This is a genomic window from Pseudovibrio sp. M1P-2-3 (assembly GCF_031501865.1).
GTDB classification, from domain to species: Bacteria; Pseudomonadota; Alphaproteobacteria; order Rhizobiales; family Stappiaceae; genus Pseudovibrio; species Pseudovibrio corallicola.
This window is the reverse complement of the sequence record NZ_JARRCW010000001.1, coordinates 313326-331936: the sequence shown is the minus strand read 5'-3', so window position 1 is coordinate 331936 and position 18611 is coordinate 313326. Positions and strand designations below refer to the sequence as shown.

21 protein-coding genes, 1 tRNA gene and 1 pseudogene are annotated in these 18611 nt (G+C 48.6%); 7 read left to right on the top strand and 16 right to left on the bottom strand.

What is annotated here, in order from left to right; all coding sequences use genetic code 11:
- Window positions 1–50 precede the first annotated feature (50 nt).
- On the top strand, window positions 51–371 hold the full coding sequence (locus tag P6574_RS01605; protein ID WP_310618654.1) for a GNAT family N-acetyltransferase: 321 nt from the start codon (window positions 51–53) through the stop codon (window positions 369–371).
- A gap of 8 nt (window positions 372–379) precedes the next feature.
- A complete protein-coding gene (locus P6574_RS01600; protein WP_310618653.1) occupies window positions 380–790 on the top strand; it encodes a GNAT family N-acetyltransferase in 411 nt (136 codons plus the stop codon).
- A gap of 355 nt (window positions 791–1145) precedes the next feature.
- Here P6574_RS01600 and P6574_RS01595 read toward each other — a convergent pair whose 3' ends face one another.
- The 3 genes from P6574_RS01595 to gstA are packed head-to-tail and all read right to left on the bottom strand — an operon-like array spanning window position 1146 to window position 2352.
- A complete protein-coding gene (locus P6574_RS01595) occupies window positions 1146–1364 on the bottom strand; it encodes a tautomerase family protein (RefSeq protein ID WP_405048063.1) in 219 nt (72 codons plus the stop codon).
- Entirely contained in the window at window positions 1361–1744 is a 384-nt protein-coding gene (locus tag P6574_RS01590; protein ID WP_310618652.1) for a nuclear transport factor 2 family protein, read from the bottom strand. Before P6574_RS01590 ends, P6574_RS01595 begins: the two co-directional genes overlap by 4 nt.
- Window positions 1741–2352 carry a glutathione transferase GstA gene (gene gstA / locus P6574_RS01585; protein ID WP_310618651.1) on the bottom strand — a complete coding sequence of 204 codons (612 nt, stop codon included), beginning with the start codon at window positions 2350–2352 and terminating at the stop codon, window positions 1741–1743. Before gstA ends, P6574_RS01590 begins: the two co-directional genes overlap by 4 nt.
- A gap of 190 nt (window positions 2353–2542) precedes the next feature.
- Between gstA and P6574_RS01580 the strand changes: the two genes are divergently transcribed.
- On the top strand, window positions 2543–2845 hold the full coding sequence (locus P6574_RS01580; protein WP_310618650.1) for a winged helix-turn-helix transcriptional regulator: 303 nt from the start codon (window positions 2543–2545) through the stop codon (window positions 2843–2845).
- Between the two features lie 53 nt (window positions 2846–2898).
- On the opposite strand, the gene P6574_RS01575 is transcribed toward P6574_RS01580, so the two are convergent.
- Both P6574_RS01575 and P6574_RS01570 read right to left on the bottom strand, forming a co-directional pair.
- Window positions 2899–3234: a hypothetical protein gene (locus P6574_RS01575; RefSeq protein WP_310618649.1), complete on the bottom strand. Its 336-nt coding sequence runs from the start codon at window positions 3232–3234 to the stop codon at window positions 2899–2901.
- A 191-nt stretch (window positions 3235–3425) separates the two neighbouring features.
- On the bottom strand, window positions 3426–4451 hold the full coding sequence (locus P6574_RS01570; RefSeq protein WP_310622079.1) for an IS110 family RNA-guided transposase: 1026 nt from the start codon (window positions 4449–4451) through the stop codon (window positions 3426–3428).
- A gap of 133 nt (window positions 4452–4584) precedes the next feature.
- On the opposite strand from P6574_RS01570, the pseudogene P6574_RS01565 reads away from it, so the two are divergent.
- Window positions 4585–5064: pseudogene (locus tag P6574_RS01565) on the top strand (transposase); the annotation flags it as partial.
- Window positions 5065–5094: 30 nt separating this feature from the next.
- Here the strand turns inward: P6574_RS01565 and P6574_RS01560 are convergent.
- A protein-coding gene (locus tag P6574_RS01560; protein ID WP_310618648.1) for an IS3 family transposase occupies window positions 5095–6221 on the bottom strand; the annotation gives its coding sequence in 2 pieces (ribosomal slippage) (window positions 5095–5957 and window positions 5957–6221; 1128 coding nt in all).
- 127 nt (window positions 6222–6348) lie between these two features.
- Between P6574_RS01560 and P6574_RS01555 the strand changes: the two genes are divergently transcribed.
- Window positions 6349–6570, top strand: coding sequence for a hypothetical protein (locus P6574_RS01555; protein ID WP_310618647.1), 222 nt, complete (start codon window positions 6349–6351; stop codon window positions 6568–6570).
- 401 nt (window positions 6571–6971) lie between these two features.
- Here P6574_RS01555 and P6574_RS01550 read toward each other — a convergent pair whose 3' ends face one another.
- Window positions 6972–7943, bottom strand: a complete 972-nt coding sequence (locus P6574_RS01550; protein ID WP_310618646.1) for a hypothetical protein — start codon at window positions 7941–7943, stop codon at window positions 6972–6974.
- Window positions 7944–8058: 115 nt separating this feature from the next.
- On the opposite strand from P6574_RS01550, the gene P6574_RS01545 reads away from it, so the two are divergent.
- Window positions 8059–9122 (top strand): IS630 family transposase gene (locus tag P6574_RS01545; protein WP_310618645.1). Its coding sequence is split into 2 segments (ribosomal slippage): window positions 8059–8542 and window positions 8542–9122, totalling 1065 coding nucleotides; the frame shifts between segments, so codons are not numbered across the junction.
- Here the strand turns inward: P6574_RS01545 and P6574_RS01540 are convergent.
- The 9 genes from P6574_RS01540 to hemC all read right to left on the bottom strand — a co-directional run bounded on the left by P6574_RS01540 (window position 9113) and on the right by hemC (window position 17372).
- The gene (locus P6574_RS01540) at window positions 9113–9418 is read right to left on the bottom strand and encodes a hypothetical protein (protein WP_310618644.1); all 306 of its coding nucleotides are present in this window, start codon (window positions 9416–9418) and stop codon (window positions 9113–9115) included. The two genes, P6574_RS01545 and P6574_RS01540, sit on opposite strands and share 10 nt — an antisense overlap.
- A gap of 35 nt (window positions 9419–9453) precedes the next feature.
- Entirely contained in the window at window positions 9454–9972 is a 519-nt protein-coding gene (locus P6574_RS01535) for an AAA family ATPase (protein ID WP_310618643.1), read from the bottom strand.
- Window positions 9972–10472 (bottom strand): ABC-three component system middle component 2, encoded by a 501-nt coding sequence (locus P6574_RS01530; RefSeq protein WP_310618642.1) that lies wholly within the window; start codon window positions 10470–10472, stop codon window positions 9972–9974. The genes P6574_RS01535 and P6574_RS01530 overlap by 1 nt, the downstream gene beginning before the upstream one ends.
- Window positions 10472–11557, bottom strand: a complete 1086-nt coding sequence (locus P6574_RS01525; RefSeq protein WP_310618641.1) for an ABC-three component system protein — start codon at window positions 11555–11557, stop codon at window positions 10472–10474. The genes P6574_RS01530 and P6574_RS01525 overlap by 1 nt, the downstream gene beginning before the upstream one ends.
- Window positions 11558–11766: 209 nt before the next feature.
- A tRNA-Thr gene (locus tag P6574_RS01520) sits at window positions 11767–11842 on the bottom strand.
- A 227-nt stretch (window positions 11843–12069) separates the two neighbouring features.
- Window positions 12070–13707, bottom strand: a complete 1638-nt coding sequence (locus P6574_RS01515; RefSeq protein ID WP_310618640.1) for a heme biosynthesis protein HemY — start codon at window positions 13705–13707, stop codon at window positions 12070–12072.
- Window positions 13704–15620 (bottom strand): mitofilin family membrane protein, encoded by a 1917-nt coding sequence (locus tag P6574_RS01510; RefSeq protein WP_310618639.1) that lies wholly within the window; start codon window positions 15618–15620, stop codon window positions 13704–13706. The genes P6574_RS01515 and P6574_RS01510 overlap by 4 nt, the downstream gene beginning before the upstream one ends.
- A 114-nt stretch (window positions 15621–15734) precedes the next feature.
- Window positions 15735–16448, bottom strand: a complete 714-nt coding sequence (locus P6574_RS01505) for a uroporphyrinogen-III synthase (protein ID WP_310618638.1) — start codon at window positions 16446–16448, stop codon at window positions 15735–15737.
- Complete coding sequence (gene hemC, locus P6574_RS01500) at window positions 16449–17372, bottom strand: hydroxymethylbilane synthase (protein ID WP_310618637.1); 924 nt, start codon at window positions 17370–17372, stop codon at window positions 16449–16451.
- A gap of 102 nt (window positions 17373–17474) precedes the next feature.
- Here hemC and tsaD point away from each other — a divergent pair, with 102 nt between their 5' ends.
- Window positions 17475–18590 carry a tRNA (adenosine(37)-N6)-threonylcarbamoyltransferase complex transferase subunit TsaD gene (gene tsaD, locus P6574_RS01495; RefSeq protein WP_310618636.1) on the top strand — a complete coding sequence of 372 codons (1116 nt, stop codon included), beginning with the start codon at window positions 17475–17477 and terminating at the stop codon, window positions 18588–18590.
- Window positions 18591–18611 lie beyond the last annotated feature (21 nt).

The following is an 18611-nucleotide window of genomic DNA, read 5'->3' as shown; positions in this document are numbered from 1 at the left end:
GCGGGTGTCTTCCGAGAGTGGAATAATCCTTATCGTGATATCCCTTTGCGTTGCGAGATAACCATTCCACCCTCCTCGTTCTTAAGGTTAGCGGCGAACTGGTCGGCTCCGTCATGTGCGGAGAAGATGGTCACCGTGGATGGGTCTACTATATGTGCACCCATCCAAACCATCAGGGGCACGGTTATGGGAACAAGCTATTAGCCGCAGCAGAGGAGTGGCTTGCAAAACGTAATATCTGGAAGGTGCAACTGCTCGTTCGCGCAGACAATACAAATGCTCTAGGCTTTTACGAAAACGCTGGCTACTTGGACACCCAAAGTGTGTGTTTGCAAAAGAAAATCATCCCAACTGACGACTTTGAAGTTTGAGTAGTACCATGGTTACGATTAAGCAAATTTCACCTCATGAAACCTATGCCATCCGCCAGCAGGTTTTATGGCCTTCAAAATCCATTGAAGCTCTCGCAGTAACCGGGGATGAGACTGCACTGCACCTTGGCGCACTCCACATGACCTCACTCGTAGGCGTTGGCTCTTTCTTCTATGAAGGTACTTCAGTTCGTCTACGTAAGCTGGCTGTTTTGCCAGATTTTCAAGGTCAAGGAATTGGCCAACGCCTCATTGAAACCGCGATAGAAAAGCTAGCCCAAACAAGTGCGAGAGAACTATGGTGTGATGCGCGAGAGACTGCTTTACCATTCTATGAAAAACTAGGGTTTTCCGTATCAGGAGACATCTTTCACAAAGACGGCCTTCCATACTTCAAGGCCCATAAAAACTTCATGTGAACTTCCCAATTTCAATAAGTGTTTGGTCCATATAGGAGACAGTCCGACAAGCTGGTAAAAAAATGGCGTGTCTGCCACCCCTTCAGTCTGTCCAAACTTCTATGTGCTGATGGGTTCAGCTACAAAAAGCTCTGCTTGCCTCAGAGCAAAAGCGCAGCTATGTCAAGATCAAGCAGCATGAAGGACACGAGCAGCGCAAACAATTTACGTTTCGTCTGCTTAAAAAGCAGATGGTAGTGTCAACTATTGAAGCCTAGGAGTTTTGCAACCTAGGCTCCAATAGGGGTATGAACTGAAGAATGAAATTTATTGGGGTTAATCTCTAGGAGGCTTGTGACATATTGCTGTGTTAAGCCTACAACTTTCTATAATCTTCGACCGGGAGTCCCCCAATTCCCCAGTCGGCCAAACCAACCTCGTCAATGACAACAAAGGTTGTTGACGGCTCTTTCCCAAGAACACGCTCAAGAAGGTCTGTAACACCAAAAATTAATTGTTTCTTTTCTTCTTCACTTGGTCCTGCACCATCCGGCCCGCCTTCACGTGTTACTTTAATATTGACATAGGGCATCATTCTGCCTCCTTAGGAGTATAAGAAAATACTTTTGATACAATCCGCCAACCATTTCCGTGTCGTATAAGTGTAAGATAATCCAGATAGTCACGGCCCAGCATCGAAACTTGCGCTTTCACATGCGCCATCTGCACTCCGCCAAAGGAAATTTCGAGAATTGAGTCTGAGCGCTTCTCTCCTCTTTGTGCAGGAGGTTCACGTTTATCGACTTTTGACAAGTAGGTCTCCAGATCGAGATAAAGCTCGTCACCTTCTGTTACGCAAACATAGGACAGTCTGGGGTGAAAAACTTGCCGAAGTCGATTGCTGTCCGCCTGATAGAGCCCTTCAAAATAATCTTCCATTAACTTCGTAACACTTGTGATTGTATCTGGTGTCATTGTAAAAAACCTTCCGCTCGCATTGCACTTTGAACGGAAGGACGTGCGGACACATTGGTAATAAAGGCCTTAAGATGTGGCCATCTTTTGAGATCAATTCCGGTGAAGTTCGCCCAGTTTGCTACTACGAAGAGATAGGCATCAGCGATCGTGAACTGTCCGGGAATAATGGTATCTCGCCCGTCAGAAAGGAGAGCTTCAATGCTCTCGAAAGTATACCCAACACGGGCTCTGGCAATTTCCTTTTCCTCTTCGCTAGCCCCTTCGCGAAATAGTGGCCCAAATGCCTTGTGTACTTCTGAGGAAACAAAAGTAAGCTGTTCCAACATCCGTGCCCGAGCCTTTGTCCCTACATCCGGGATGAGATTCGCTTGAGGGTTTTTGTCCGCGAGAAATTGTAGAATTGCAGGCCCCTCGGTCAATATATCCCCATCTTTGAGCTGCAACGCCGGAACGTAACCTTTGGAGTTGATTAGGGAGTAATCAACTCCATGCTCGGTTCGCCCACTATTTGTGTCTACAGCCTCTATCTCAAAGGCTGCGTTGATTTCAATCAGTGCAATGTGTGATGCAAGCGAGCAGGCACCGGGTTTGTAAAAGAGTTTCATTTTTTGAATATTCCCTATCCTTTATCGAATAAGCCTAACTTACATCTTGAGTTTCTCTTTTCAATTAGGTTACTATGAGTTACCTAAATTTATGGGTTACTTTGTAGAAACTTGGTATCTTTTCATGGCCTTGAAAATGCGTAGAAATTTAAGTGAGAAACCACCTGAACCGTGTATGCTAACAGAATGCATGGCTGTAATATCGGGCGCTTGGGCTCCCAATGTTATCTGGTCATTGCGAGCGGGTTCGCGCAGGTTCAGTGAATTACGCTCTGATATTCCACCCGTTTCCGCAAAAGTTCTATCAACACGTTTGAGTGAACTGGAATCCAGAGGCGTATTGGTGCGCCACGTCCGGCGGACCTCGCCTCCTTCTACAGAATATGAACTGACATCGCTTGGGGCGGAGCTACTGCCCGCACTCGATGCGATTGTTCAGGTAGGCTATCGCCTCAAAGCACAAAGATCCGCAGGCAAGAACAGCGAAGTGTGAGCAAATTGAGAACATCTTACCACTAGGCTTTGTTGGTTTGAGGGGGAGTTGTGTTAGGAGCGGTTACTTTGCTTATAACGCCTCCTACAGTAGGCAGCATAGGCAGCCAAATTTTTGCATCTTTTACGCAGAGGAATGCAGGTTTCAATTCCCTTGCCTGTTAAGGCATGATGATACTCATTACAGTCATAGACCTTGTGACCGATGAGCAAGTTAGCGCCCTCGGGAAAATGCGGGTAGAGCAGTTTTGCGCCGATGATATCGCTGATATTGCTTTCGCTTAGGCACATGGCCAGCGGATAACGTACAATATTTTTCGCATCTGTGGATGCCCCGTGTTTTGCAAGTTGTTTTTCGAGCAATTTTGGCATGTGATCGGTTGCGGTCATCTGTCAGGCCTCGTTGTGCGGCGCTGCATTTGCCGCGGGCCGGTATGGAGATACGCAACTTGGCTCCAATACACATTTGCGGGCTTTTTGCCCGGTGCGAAAGACTGGTTATGCCAAGTCGGATCTAGTCGATCGTTTACCCTTACTGCTCAAAGCCCTCCTCACATCCCGACGGACCTGTCCTGAAGCACCTATTTAGCCGGGGACAGGTTTCGGTAGTCTTCATCTTTGACCAACATAGCCCACAATCTACGAGCCATTTTGTTTGCAAGCGCGATAGCCACCACCATACTTGGTTTTCTTTCAAGCATTCTTCCAAGCCATAAGCTTTCTGGCCTCCCCGTCCGCCGGGCAGCACCAATGAGTGCCATAGCTCCGATGATCAAAAGCCTTCGGATATCGCGCTGGCCCATTTTCGAGGTTCGGCCCAAGATCTGCCTTCCCCCTGTTGAATATTGTTTTGGCACAAGCCCCAGCCATGCGGCAAAGTCCCGCCCTCGGCGGAACGTGCTCATTGATGGGGCAAATGCTGTAACCGCCATGGCCGTTATCGGCCCTATTCCGGGCATGGTTTGCAATCTTTGCGCAGCCTTGTCCTGGTTCGCTTCTATTCGAAGCTGCTTTTCCAGGGACTGGATCCGGTTTGTGAGCAGTGCAATTTGCTCCAGGTAGATCTGACCGAGTTGAAGCACCACAGGAGGCAGGTCACTGTTCGGAGCATTCAAAGCCTCAGCCAGTTTCTTAACGTGTACCGCCTTTCTTGGTGCGAGGCAGCCAAACTCAGCCAAATGAGCTCTCAAGGCGTTGATCAACTGAGTACGTTGACGTACAAAAAGATCGCGGCTACGGAATAACACGGCGCGACTTTGCTGATCCTTTGATTTTATCGGAACCGTACGCATTGTGGGGCGCGACGCTGCTTCCGCAATGGCTTCCGCGTCAGCTGCATCGTTTTTTTGACGTTTTACAAATGGTTTCACATAGATTGGGGGAATCAATTTAACATCATGCCCCAGAGCGCGAATTTCTCGCCCCCAACTATGGGCAGTAGCGCAAGCTTCCATTGCCACAACACAAGGTTCTTGTTTGGCAAAGAACGGTAACATCTGCCCGCGTGACAATTTCCGTCGAAATAAAACCTTGCCGTCTGGTGCCGCACCATGAGCTTGAAAACTGTGCTTTGCCAAATCTAAACCTATAATGCTAACCTCTGCCATGGATGTCCCTTCCCAATCTTCGATTGCTTCAATCGTAAATATGGCACATTGCGATGCCGCCGGGTGGGGCATCCACTCCATCACATTTGCTGTTGAGTTCGGTTCCACTCACACTGGATGAGGGGATCAGATTATGGACGAGACCGATAAGCAGAAGGAATTGAACAACGTCATCCGCATTGATGAGGCCCGGATCAAGGATCATCTTGGCGAGATGGTACGCGGCACGGTTGAAGAGGCCTTGAATGCGATGCTGGATGCCGAAGCCGACCGATTGTGTGGGGCTGGACGCGATGAACGCTCTGAAGGGCGTCAGGATACGCGTGCTGGTAGTTATGAGCGTTCCCTGCGCACCAAGGCTGGTCCGGTTAAGCTGAAGATGCCAAAGCTGCGTAAGCAAGCCTTTGAGACGGCGATCATCGAGCGTTACCAGCGCCGGGAAAGCTCGGTTGAGGAAGCGCTTATCGAGATGTATCTGGCGGGTGTTTCGGTGCGCCGTGTGGAAGACATAACCGAGGCCCTGTGGGGGACGCGAGTCTCACCAGGTACAGTTTCCAATCTCAATAAGAAGATCTACGCCAAGATCGAACAATGGTGCCAGCGCCCCATTGAGCAGCCCCGTTTGAGTGGTCCGCTTTGAAAGTTAGTGCATGGTTGGCCTTTGGTCTATCGGAATAATGACTTCCGGAACTGGTGGGCGGTAGCCCAGAGCACTATGCGGTCGTTTGGTATTGTAGTGTTTCCTCCAGCGTTCTATGATTATTTGAGCTTCATGTAGCGAGTAGAAGATTTCTCCATTCAATAATTCATCACGCATTCGCCCATTGAAACTTTCGCAATATCCGTTTTCCCAAGGCGATCCTGGCTCAATGTAGGCTGTTTGGGCTCCGACGGCTTTGATCCACTTTTGAACCGCCTCCGCCACGAACTCCGGGCCGTTATCTGAACGAATATAGGCAGGTGGCCCGCGCAGGATAAACAGGTCCGTCAGCGCATCGATGACTTCGCTCGCATTCAGCTTTCGCTTCACCCGAATAGCAAGGCATTCACGCGTATACTCATCCAGAATATTCAACGTTCTCAATGCCCTGCCATCATCAGTGCGATGATGGACAAAGTCATAGGACCACACGTGATTGCGATACTGTGGCCGGAGACGTATGCAAGACCCATCATTGAGCCAGAGCCGCCCCTTTTTCGGTTGCTTCATGGGAACTTTCAGCCCCTCTCGTCGCCACAGACGTTCAACACGTTTATCGTTCACTTGCCATCCAGCCTCTCGGAGCAAAGCGGCAATGCGACGGTAACCGTAACGGCCATATTGGCGTGCCAGCTCAATCATATCTGCAACCAGCTGATCTTCATCCGCTCGCCCTTTGGGGACGCGACGCTGTGTGGAGCGATGCTGGCCAAGAACGCGACAAACACGCCGCTCGGAAACCTTCACCTGACTGCGTATATGGTTAATGCAGGCTCTGCGACGAGCAGGGCTCAGAAGTTTCCCTTTGCAGCCTCCGTAAGGATCAGCTTGTCCAATGTCAGATCAGAGACCGCACGGCGTAAACGTTCATTTTCTTTCTGCAGCCGCTTCAGTTCCTTGAGTTGCTCCGTACCCATTCCGCCATACTTCTTCTTCCAACGGTAATAGGTTTGCTCGGTAACGCCGATCTGGCGGATCGCATCCAAGCGCGCCATTCCTTGCCCCATCAGGACTTCAACTTGCCGCAGTTTAACGACAATCTCTTCTGGTTTGGGTCTCTTGATTCCCATATCGAGTCCTCCGTTTTCCTAATCATAAACGTGGACCACTTCTTTGGGGGAGGCTCACATAGTCCAAGATTGATTGAAGGTACTGACTGTTTTGGAGGGCGGCTGTGTGCTGCATTGAGCGAAATCCTTGTTACACGAAACAAACCCGAACGCAGAAACGCCAATTTCTGGCGACCGGGCAAAACAAGATTGGCGTTACCGCTACAAGGAAGCGGCGCACATACGTGCTCTCATTCGCCCGGCCATAAAAAACCACGCTCACAGGGAGGCGCAGCGCGGTGGGTCGCCTTGTATCAGTAGGGACGCCAATCCCCGCGCACCTCTGTTTGATGCGCTCACCAGTCATTGACCAGCTATAAATAACCATGGTGTGATTTGTTGCAGGTGTCAACAGTGGAAATAAACCTAGGATAGAAGGCAATTGTTACCTGTTGGCTATCTACCCCCTGCCAAGTTCTGCAATCCATTGAGAACCGCCTTTATTCTGGCGTGACAGGGTTTTATTTTCTATCTCTGGCAGTGAATTTCAGCAAGGGAGAACAACGAGAACACCAGCGGTTGGTCGATGCAGACATTCCCAAAATTGTTCGGTGTCAATGAGTTAGTACAGGTCTTTCAATTTGTTTTTAGAACTCGCAATTGCAAAGGTCTGGGGAGGAACCCCAGATGCATACGTTCATTGCATAGGCCGAACTAGGCACTAGCCTCTACAAAACATACAGCGCAAACACTTTTCGACAGAACAGCTTCTCAAGTAGGAAAGAAACCATAGCGACCCATTTCATCATTTTTAGTAAATTGAGTTACGTTCCCATAGTCACCAATATTGCTCGGCACTGATTTTTTGTTCTCAAATATTATTGTCTGTATTCCAGAGCATCTCATAAGGCAGTTAAAGAAATTTTTATTTAGGTCAGTATGAGAAACTTCATCAACCTCATCCGGTTCTTCATAGGCGATTAATGGAGAATCCAAGACGATAAAGCCAGGATATGGCAAATTCTCGCTTTTAAGAAAAGTAGACAGGCCTAAAGTAACAGCAGCGTGTGTTATTGAACGATGCCCCTTACCATTACTTCGGCGATGCTTGCCATTAATTACAAGATCATTTGTTTCTCTCGAAAAACGTACACGTTCGGAATTTGGTAATTTCCAATCTTCTAAAAAAGCAGCAATTTGCTGCGCTAATTCATCTAGCACGACTTCTGGAACTCTATTCTCAGTAGTTTCCTGTTCCTGAATTCCCGTCTCTGTGTTCTCAGCTATTTTATTTTCCAACTCTCTCAATGAATCAAATAGCCCAAGTGCTCGTAACACCTCTGCTTTCTTTCCGACTAGTTCAGAGTAATTCTCTCTGGATGCCATTAGATCTGGTTGTATCATATTCAGTTTTTGAGTGCAGGAATCTAGTAGCGCCCTCTGATAGTCAATTCTGATATTTAGGTGGCTCTCCTCTTGAGATATTTGCTCTAGCGTGCTTGCAAGCTCTTTTCTTAACAGACACACTTTCACTTTCACTTTCTCAGCTTCGGCAGCTAGCGTGACTTCATTTATATCTCCTTCACAAATGTGATCTTTGACATGGTTTTCTGAGGATGCTCCGCATACGGGGCAACGATCATTGGATAAGGCAGCGATTAAGTTGCCTGATTCAATGATCCCTTCGAGGCGCGCAATATCCGAGTCATAGTGCTTTAGTAGGAGTGTGAAGCGCTCGACCATAGCTCGAACTTCATTCAATCTGTCAGAATTATACCAACGGCACCTGTTTTTGACTCGGGATGAGGATTCCCAAATCACTTGAATTGTGATTCAACATTGGGAAAGGAGATTCCCAATGTCAGCGATCCCATTGCGCCGAGACTATGATGCTTCTTCGTTACGAACTCTTGCTTGTCAAAGTAAGGATGTCAGGCAGAGCCGCCGCCTTCTTGCTCTTGCTGCTGTTTATGATGGGTTGTCGCGCTTGGAGGCGGCACGCATGGGCGGCATGGACCGCCAAACACTGCGAGACTGGGTGCATCGGTTTAACGCAGAAGGGCCGCACGGCCTGTACAATCGTAAGATCCCGGGCCGTGTCCGGTGGTTAAATAAAGAGCAAATGGCTGAATTTGCAGATCTGGTTGAGGCTGGGCCTGATTTACAACAACACGGCGTAATTCGCTGGCGTCGGCGGGATCTGCAAGGTGTGATCGAGCAGAAGTTTGGGGTCAGCTATAGCGAAAGGGCTATTTCAAGCCTCCTCAGAGTTCTGGGATTTTCTCGGGTCAGCGTTCGGCCACAGCACCCGGCACAGGACGAGCAAGTTATGGAGACATATAAAAAAACTTCCATGCCCGGCTTAAAGAAATAAAAGCGCGCTTGCCCTCACAAACATCCATGGAAATCTGGTGGCAGGACGAAGCCCGCATTGGTCAAAAAAACGGGCTCACCAGAAGGTGGGCAAAAAAAGGAACGAGACCACGGGCTCCCAGCGACGGGCGCTATCAATCAACTTATGTATTCGGGGCCATCTGCCCCGCCCACGGCAAAGGGGCAGCACTTGTTTTGCCCAAAGCCAATACCAATTCCATGCAGCTTCACCTTAAAGAAATCAGCCGAACCGTCGCCAAAGGGGCGCACGCAGTGGTCCTGATGGATCAAGCGGGTTGGCATACAACGGCAAAACTGAAGTTGCCTGATAATATAACCATCTTGCTGCTCCCACCCCGTTCTCCGGAGCTCAACCCGGTTGAAAATGTTTGGCAGTACTTACGGCAAAACTGGCTCTCTAACCGAACCTTTCAAGACTACCAGGAAATTGTCGATGCCGCCTGTTCCGCTTGGAATAAGCTTATTCAACAACCCCACACAATCACATCAATCGGTAGACGAAATTGGGCGCATACAGGTCAATTATAAGTGCCGTTGGTATTACTCCTAAACGATTGTTGCTCATCGTGCACTTTTGAGAGAGCTTCACGATAGTTCTCTTGATGAACCTTTAAAGAGGTGTTTACCTCTTCAATTGTTCTCTCCAGCGCTGAAAGCTGAGAGGCGAGATCATTAGGCGAAGTCTCTTCACTAACAGTTTCAAGAATTTTTCCGCGCATTTCACTGGCAAGCTCGACTAATACACTAGCTCTTGCCTTTTGTGAAACTCGTGCTTCTTCTTTGACTTTATCTTCAATTAGCGAACTATCATCGACACCGGTCAATAGAAATCTGAGCCTAGAAAGCTCAAAAGTTTTCTCTATAAATTGCCCTGAAAAAAAAGGAGAGTTTTCCGTGTGGATGTCGCGCTCATTGGCAAAAGATTACGAAGTGTTAAACTCTTTTTCGCGTTCTTCGCATTTTTCTTTAACTTTTTATCGAGGAGACCTATCTCTTGCAGGAGAAAGTTCGAAATACTCTCAATCTTTACCGTTCGCTTTTTTACTTTTAAAACTGAATATTTAAGCTCTTCCACAGGCTCTAAGTGAAGGCCTGCATAAAGTTTAAAATCGCCCCCACTTATCGAACGTGTTAACGTATATTCAGTTTCATTGGAAAATTTTATACCCAACGAGATGTCAGAATAACCTTTATGTTGAGGAAGTTCTTTAGGAACACTGTCTCTACCCAACATAAAATCTATTGCATCAAGAATAGAAGACTTTCCAGTATTGGTTGGGCCATAAATGATATTCAAGCCATCAGTAAAGGTGACAATCGCAGGCTTTTTTTGAGGACCGCTAAAACAAAGATGCCTAAGCGTGAAGGTATTTATCATCAGCTGCCAGCAATCTTTATCTGTTCAAATTGAAATTCAGTTGACCATTGATCGAATGCTCTGTTGAAGACCAATGAAAACGCGTCTTGGTCATGGGTAAGGTATTTACCAATCACCCAATTAGCTCTTTCTCGCAGGTCATTGACATAAGGCGACTGCAGGCTGTCCAATACAACTTTTGCTAGTTCAGTTGCTAAATACCAAAAACCTGATTGCGTCGGTTGCTTTTTGACCAACCCCTTACTTTCCATTAGATTTAGGCCTCGTTCAACTAACTCTCGTCGAATAACCAATTCGCCACTTCGGCTTGGTAAATCTGGATGAAGGCTAGGAGGCGCTGCATCAAAGTCTCCTGTATGTACAACAAGGTAATCGAACGCAGACAATTGCTGCAAATCAAAAGAGAGAGATAAATCAACGGCCAAAAGACAAAGAGACCTCATCCCTGTTTCGAAAGGGCCATTAAAAGTGTAAACTTGATTTGTAGGCTGTTGGGACATCATTTCTTCCAAATCAATTTGTCATCATTTGCTAACTGGTGACAAATGCCTCTCAACCGTTTTGAATTTGTAACTCCAGCTAAGCCATTTGCGGCAATATTAAGATTACCCGCAGCCTTTGTTACTTCCTTCACCCTAACAAATGCAGTGCTGTGATCATCTTCTTCAATGTCTTTGACACCATAAAAAACTTCATCTTGTAGCTCTTCAAAGGTTCCATTTGGAACTGCGTCTCTTGCAAAGCTAACGAGTGCTTCGGCATCATAAAAAGTTTGTCTTGACCGGGAAAAATGATCTTTGAATTTCGGGTGGTTATCAAGCTGGTCATGCATATTAATAGTCGTTCCACAGTCGCTATAGGCTTCTAGGAGTTGCTCAATATATCGGCTTTCATTTTTAGCCGGAGTACTTGGTGCCAGTTTACATTTTGGAGCCCCTATTACCCCCCCACCAAACCTATCTGCATGATATGGTGTCTTACGGTGCTCCTCAATAACTTCAAGGCTCGGCTTGTATTTGAAAATACTGAAATCAAAGGCCTCAACATATAACTTGAATTTTCCTTCAAGTTTGACATTTTGAGTCTTGGTGATTTTTGCTGAGCAGCTTTTATTCCAGTCTGAGCACACTTTGTCTTTGAGAGCACCTGAATCTAGGAGCAGCTTTTTTAGAGATTCACCACAATCTTTCGGCGCAAAAAAGTAGTAGTTCTCAGGAACTGAAATACGCTTATTGAAGGTGTGCCATAAGGTTTTAGCCAGTTCGGGCAAGGCAACGGCCGGGGTCAAAGGGGTTGAGTAGTGCTTGCATTGAAATGTATCCCAAGCCCCAGTAAAACCACTCTTTGTTGTGAATGCAGCTACATCAATACCATAGTCGTTCGCTCCACCGAGCTTTACGACTAGCTTATATTGAGACTTTTGATAGTGCGCCCACTCACGAATAAACTCTTCCCATTGGTTATGGTTGAACAAAAGAATCAATTGTTCCGGTGAAAACGGTAACTTCGTATTGATCGCCACTGCCGAAGCAGGGCCAGCCACTGCTTGAGGTAGTTCCTCCTTTTGAAGTTCCGCGGGGCTCAAGTCAAATTTGCTCACGATGTACCAAAGTCTTTCAAATTACATTGATAACAATCCAGCACGTTTTACAATTATGAGCAATACTAACACACATAAACCAACACATAGTTGCACCACCCTAGCACCACAAATCATAGTACCCCAGATAGTACCCCAAACAGAAAAGCCCCTTACGGGGCAATTCAAAATAAGAGCTAACTTATTGAAAAGACTGGTGCCGCTGAAAGGACTTGAACCTTCGACCCCATCATTACGAATGACGTGCTCTACCATCTGAGCTACAGCGGCATATGGTGCGAGGAGAGGAACTCCTCGCAAGCAGCGTGTATTTTGATACCCAAGCACATCGAAGGATGCAAGGGGATCATGGGAACTGCCCACACTTGAAGAGTAAAGTTAGAGTACGTCGCATTCATTTTCATTCACGCCTCGCGCTCTAACTTATTTATTTTGAACGAGTTCTTTTCGTTTGATTGGTTTTAATCAAACTGAACATGCTCTAGCGTCTCCAACCTCTATCTAAAAAAACGATAGCTATCATCTTTGCCGGAGCTTTCCTTTTTGTCTGGCCCCGGGTCATCGGGCAAATGCTTCATGGGAAAGTCAACTAAACTTTCTTTTTTGTCTGAAGACGTTGATGCCTTCTTGGCTTCCTGGTCATCTTCACTTTGAGTTTCCTGAAGGGTTTGAGGCTCTTCCTTCACGGGTTCAAGCTCGACAACATCACCCTCTGCCGCCACTTTAGCTTCCGCACCCTTTTTGTCTGTTTCCTCCTCTCTTGGCTCGGAAACAATTGTTACGGCTGCGGGAATAGCGGGCGGTTCAAAAAGACTATCATCCAGAACTTCCAGTTCATCGCCCACACCAAAGGACCCCTCAGGCGTCTTCCACTCGAATGCATCGATCTCCCCTGTTTTAGGAGAGACCGGCGCCCAGTGGGCGGAGGAAATACCGTCAGCAATCCACATTTTATCCTGGGGGGCTCTCACCGCACGGGCCAACCATTCCCGAACTCTCCCCTCGTTCCCATGTTCGGCATCTTCCAGATCCGCCATAAGTAAGAAAGCGCGCTGACTGGGGTCGCTTTTTAAAACTTCACGCAGTTTTTCTCTCGCCACATCGAACTTTCCCGCATCCATTGCAGCCAGAGCAACAGCCAAGGCCCCTTCTGTGGAGTTGGCACGCAAGGCACTCAAGTGAGTTGCCCGCTTATATCTTTCCACGACACTATCACCGGGCCGCACATGCATATAGGCATTGGCAACATCAGGATGCGGACAGAGCTTCCATGTTGCCTCCAGAATTTTCGAGGCTTTGCGCACATCGCCTTTTCGAATGTATAAACGAGCAGCAAGAAGGCCAGCGGGTACAAGGTCCGGAGCCAATCCATGGGCTTCACGAGCAAGCGAACGGGCCTTGTCGGGTTGTTGATCCTCCAACTCCAGCGCCCGTGCCGTGATCAAGACAGCTTTGTGCCGGCGATGTGTTTTACGATCGATAAGCTTGGAGTTATAATTGCGATCCAGCGCAGAAACCGCACTCTCCCAATCACCCGAAACAGCCTGATATCCCAGAACAGCATTTCCTGCCCATTTCAAACCCGGAACAAGATCCGCAGCTCTTTCAGCAAAATGATGGGCAGCTTCTGGCTCATTTTCTCTTTCAGCCTCCACAAACAAGCCATGCAGCCCAACAGTTTTTGAGCGGGGGTCTTCCAGCATCGCTTCAAAGCGGCTCCGGCTCTCCTGTGAGTTGCCAGCGATTTGAGAGGTTTGCGCAAGCAGCAATTTCACGGCTGGCTCATCCCCTTTCAAGAGTTTGTCAGCATGCATGCCGTGCCGTCTGGCCAACAGGGGATCTCCTGCACCAAGAGCCATGATGCCTTTGGAAAGGGCGGTATAGCCTTGATCTTTTTTCCTGCGCTGCATGTACTGGGACGTGAGCTTGGGAGAGCGCCAGACAAGCCTGAAGGCGCCCCACACCACAATTCCGACGACAATCAATCCAAGCACACCAATAACCGAGGTCATCAGGCTGGCTTGTATGCGGTACCCTTCCCAATCAATGGAAACGATCCCCGGGCGTTCCGCAATCCACGCACCACCCAGAGCAAAAAGAAAAACAAGAAAAAGAAAGGTTAATACGCGGATCATTCGCCTGCACCTTTCGCAGAGTTATTGGCTGAAGATTTGACAATGCTTTGCAAAACTTCATTGTTAATTGTGTCGCTTATTTGATCTACGGTCAGGCGGGCACTTACTTCGCCAGCCCATTGTTTCCCAGCCAGTTTCATGGATTCAGGCAACTGCTCGTAAGCCCGCATGGCTCCATTCAGGTCTCCAGTCTCAACCCGAGCTTCCATTTTACCAAGAAGTCCAAGAGGATCATTGCCGCCCGACTCCCCAACTTTACGGATAGAAATGAGTGACTTGGCACCGCTCAACAAATGATCCAGCGTACCTTCTGAAGATTTACTTTGTTCCTGCGCACTCATCTTACGCGCAACATTTCCAAAGCTTGAAATGAGCTGGGCTTTGGTTGGGATTCCTGTTTTCGCATAGGCTTCCAACTCTTGTATTTGCTGACTGTTTCCTGGATAGAAAGTCTGCATGGTTGCCAGCTCATTCAAATAAGGATTTCCGCTATCAATTGCCATTTTAAGGGAAGTTGCAGCAACCAGACGCGCCGCATTTTCCTGAACTCCAACTCTCTTGATCTCACTTTCCAGCTTATCCAGTCTTGCACTGGATGCTTGTGCTGTTTCTTGGAAATTTTTGAGAAGAGATGAAATCTCGCTTTGTAGCTGGGTTTGACTGGTTTCTTGTAGGCCCATTGCTTTCATCAGCTTAGCAAGGTCAGATTGCAAGTTGGCGGAGGATGTGTTGAATGCCTCTACCTGCGCCGACAAAGTGCTTTCCAGAGTATCAAGCTTCTTTTCCAGAGCACTTATTTGAGCCTGCTCTTCTGCAGAAAAGCCTGTTTGAGCGGATGCACTATTTTGCTCCAGAGTGGTAACTTTATCTTTCAAGCTCGCAATTGACGCGCTGAGGGTTGCGGCCTGCGAATTCTCCCCTTGATAGCCCTCTGCCACCTCACTGCGTAATTTCTGGAAGCCAGAAGCCAGATCATTTACCTGCGCTTGAATTTCCTTGCTTAGAGGAGGGCTGACTGCTGCAGCCTGCTCACTTTGAGTAGTTTCCACTTTCGTCAGGCGGCTGGCAATAGCATCAATCTCCTGAGGGCTCAAACTCGGTTCCAATGCAGGTACGTTGCCCTTCAGAAGTGTGTCTTCCAAAGCCGCAAAGCGGACTTCAGCAGCTTCTATGTATTTACTCAAGACAGGAGATGCTGTCGATTGTACGCTGCTAAAGTCAATCAGACCTGCTTTATGCAGACCATAGCCACCACCAACAACAACAGCCCCGCCGATCAAACCTGCTAGAATCAATGACAGAGCGCCATGCCCTTTGGGTTCGCCGCTTCCCGCAGTGGTACTGCCACTCCCTCCACCGCCATTTGGCGGCTCTTTACCGCTCGTCTGCTTGCCCTCAGCATTGGGCCCAGCGGCTTTTGTTGGTTTGGAAGATGTGTCAGTTTTGGGCGTGACACCCGTGCTACTTTTCTTTTCCGCCTGATCAACCGCCAGCTTTTGGGAAGCCTCTGTTTTTTTGTCTGCTGAACCCTCTGTTTCTTTGCCCGCTGGCTTTACAGCACCTGAAACAGGGCTTTTTGCCTTTTCCGTCTGCACCGTCGTTTTTTGTTGTTCAGTAACAGTTTTTTTGGCTTCATCAGGCGCAGGTTTTGGCTTCAAACCAGCAGATTGCGGAGTGGTCTTTCCAGAGGTCGGCGCGGGTTTGGCGCCAGCAGGGGAACCTGTTTTTTTCTCTGCCCCACCCTTTTGTGCTTGAGAGGTTGCATCTGGCTTTTTACTTTCCGAGACATCCTTAGCAGTCAGGTCAATGGTCACATCTTTAGAGGGTGCCGAGCGCCCTGATGGTCTACTTCTTGAATGGCCGGAAGAGCCCTTTCCTCCAGACGATCCAGGAGTATTTTTGCCAGTTGCCATATAAGTAACCTCATCAGATTAGCAACTACAAAGGAATGTTCGCATCCTCCCCATGGTGAGGTTTAAACAGTCGCATGTAGCATACCCACAAATACGCAGTGAGTATTGGATTGTTTATAGTTCGCTCTTTCTTAACGTTAAATCAAAAAGCGCAGATTCTGTTGGTGTTCTGGCTACCATCACATGATGAAACGCCCCTAGCACAGACTTACATTTTGATGAAAGGCTGAATGCTATCATAGAGTTAAGGCTTTCTGTGGCATTTTCATGTTCAACGCAGCGCATAAAGACTTCAGCAGTGCGTAAAGAGTAAAGCAGGACCCCGTCAACGACACCACTCCGTAATTTTAACAGGATTTCATCTGGAAGGCTCGCCGCCGCCCTCATCCGGTAGACCTCAAGAATTTGCCCTTTGATGCCAAAGGGCTCCAGATCTCCAAGCAGGTCGCCGCTGCGCTCCTGTCCAGCCAAGTACATCAGCTCCCCTTGCAGCTTTGCCTGTTTAATAGTGGTCTTCAATTCCTCAAGGGTGCCGGAGGCACTTCTAACATCTGAAAACCCAGAGGCTTTGGCTGCTTCTGCAGTTTTATCTCCCACTGTAAATGCGGGAAGCCCGATAAGGGTATCAAGCAGCGGTTGCCCCGTGAGGGCTTCAACCGCACGGGAACTGGTAAACACCACAGCCCCCGCATGGTGTAGCGGCTCATCTGGAACAAGAAGGACTTCACACTCCAGCATCGGTGCAACCGTGACGGAATGTCCGAGCGCCTGCAGCCGTTGGGCTGTCTGGGTTGCCTGAGGTTCAGCCCTTGTTACCAAAAGCTCCAATCAACTCTCCAAAAAGTTCGGCCCTGCTTTTTGCCGAAGTGCAATACCTGCTTCCCGGCCAATAGCTTGTGCATCTGCAAGCGGTCCAGTTCGTTCTATCGTATGGGTTTGGCTGCCATCAGGTTTGATCACTTCCCCTTTAAAAGAAATTGTGTCTCCCTCAACAATTGCAAGACCCGCAATCGGTGTCCGGCAAGATCCATCCATTTCAGCCAGAAACGCACGCTCCAGAAGCAATCTGCTTTCTGTCTCGCCGTGGTGGATTTTTGCAAGGAGCTGCGCCGTCTCTTCATCTCCGATTCGCGCTTCAATGCAAATGGCCCCTTGGCCAACAGCCGGCAAAAACTTCTGGGTATCTAGTAGGGAGGTAACTTCCTGTTCCAGCCCCAAGCGGCGGATACCCGCATAGGCGAGGAAAGTTGCATCAACTGCGCCCTCTGAAAGTTTCCGCAACCGTGTCTGGAGATTGCCCCGATACATCACCACGTCCAGATCCGGTCTCAGGCGTTTGATCTGAGCCTGACGGCGAAGCGACGAGGACCCGACTACGGCACCGTGCGGCAATTCTTCCAAAGTTCCGACTTTTCTGGAAAGAAAGGCATCGCGCACATCTTCACGCGGCAAAAACGTTGTCAGCGCCAGACCATCAGGCAAAACTGTCGGCATGTCCTTGGAAGAGTGCACAGCCAGATCAATTGACTTGTCCAGAAGGGCTTCTTCGATTTCCTTTGTAAACAACCCCTTGCCACCAGCTTCTGAAAGAGGGCGATCCTGTATGCGATCTCCAGAGGTCTTGATGACGATAATTTCAAAGGATTCCTCTGGCAGGTTATGTGCTTTCATTAACCGGCTTCGGGTTTCATGGGCCTGTGCCAAAGCCAGTGCACTGCCACGAGTTCCAATTTTAATAGGTTTTATCTGCAAGGATCACTTTCCCAATGTTAGGGGCTCATGTTACACGAGCGATAAATGGATAAGCCCTCAAAATCAATCGGCTAATATTCAAGTGGGCAAAGGAGATCAAAAGTGCTGACCGTCCTCGGCATTGAGACAAGTTGCGATGAAACGGCTGCCGCCGTCGTTGAAATGGATCAAAGTGGCAAAGGTCAAATCCTTTCCAACGTCGTTCGCTCACAAATAAATGAGCATGCTTCATTCGGGGGTGTCGTCCCTGAAATCGCGGCCCGCTCTCATATTCAGGTACTCGACGGTATTGTTGAGCAAGCTATGCGCGAAGCTGGCAAAGACTGGACGAACATCTCCGGAGTTGCCGCGACTGCGGGTCCGGGCTTGATCGGCGGTGTCATTGTTGGCCTCATGACAGCTAAAGCCCTCGCAATGGCCGCCGACAAACCCCTGATCGGGGTCAATCATCTGGAAGGACACGCGCTGACTGCACGCCTGACAGATCAGGTCGCCTTTCCCTATCTCCTGCTGCTCGTTTCCGGCGGACACACGCAGTACCTGCTTGTGAAAGGGCTTGGGGATTATGAAAGGCTGGGAACAACTATTGACGACGCCATTGGTGAAGCTTTTGACAAAACAGCAAAACTTCTCGGCCTAGCCTACCCCGGCGGACCTGCAGTTGAGAAAGCCGCCCAAAAGGGAGACGCTGAGCGGTTCTCCCTCCCCAGACCTCTTTTAAACCGTGAAGGACTGGAAATGTCATTTGCGGGCTTGAAAACGGCTGTGCGAACGGCTGCACTTAAAGAAGAGCCGGTGAGCGAGCAAACCGTCAATGACCTATGTGCCGGCTTCCAAAAAGCTGTCGCGGATGTCATCGAAAACCGCAGTGCACGGGCCTTCCAGCTTTTCAAAGACAGATACCCTGAGGTTGACCCCGTCATGGTTGTCGCTGGCGGTGTTGCAGCAAACGATGCAATTCGCACCCGCCTCGCCAGTGTTGCAAAAAACCATAATGCGACCTTAGTCGCCCCGCCGCATGCTCTTTGCACTGATAATGCGGCCATGATTGCTTGGGCGGGATTGGAGCGGCTTAACCATCTTTCCTCAAAGAACCCGAATATCCTTGAGGGAAATGGAAAAGGAGACGATATGGACATGTCCCCTCGCCCCCGCTGGCCACTGGACCAAATGTCTGAAAGTGTGCTTGGTTTTGGTCGCAAAGGCGCTAAGGTTTGAATTTGACGGGTAAAATGCCAA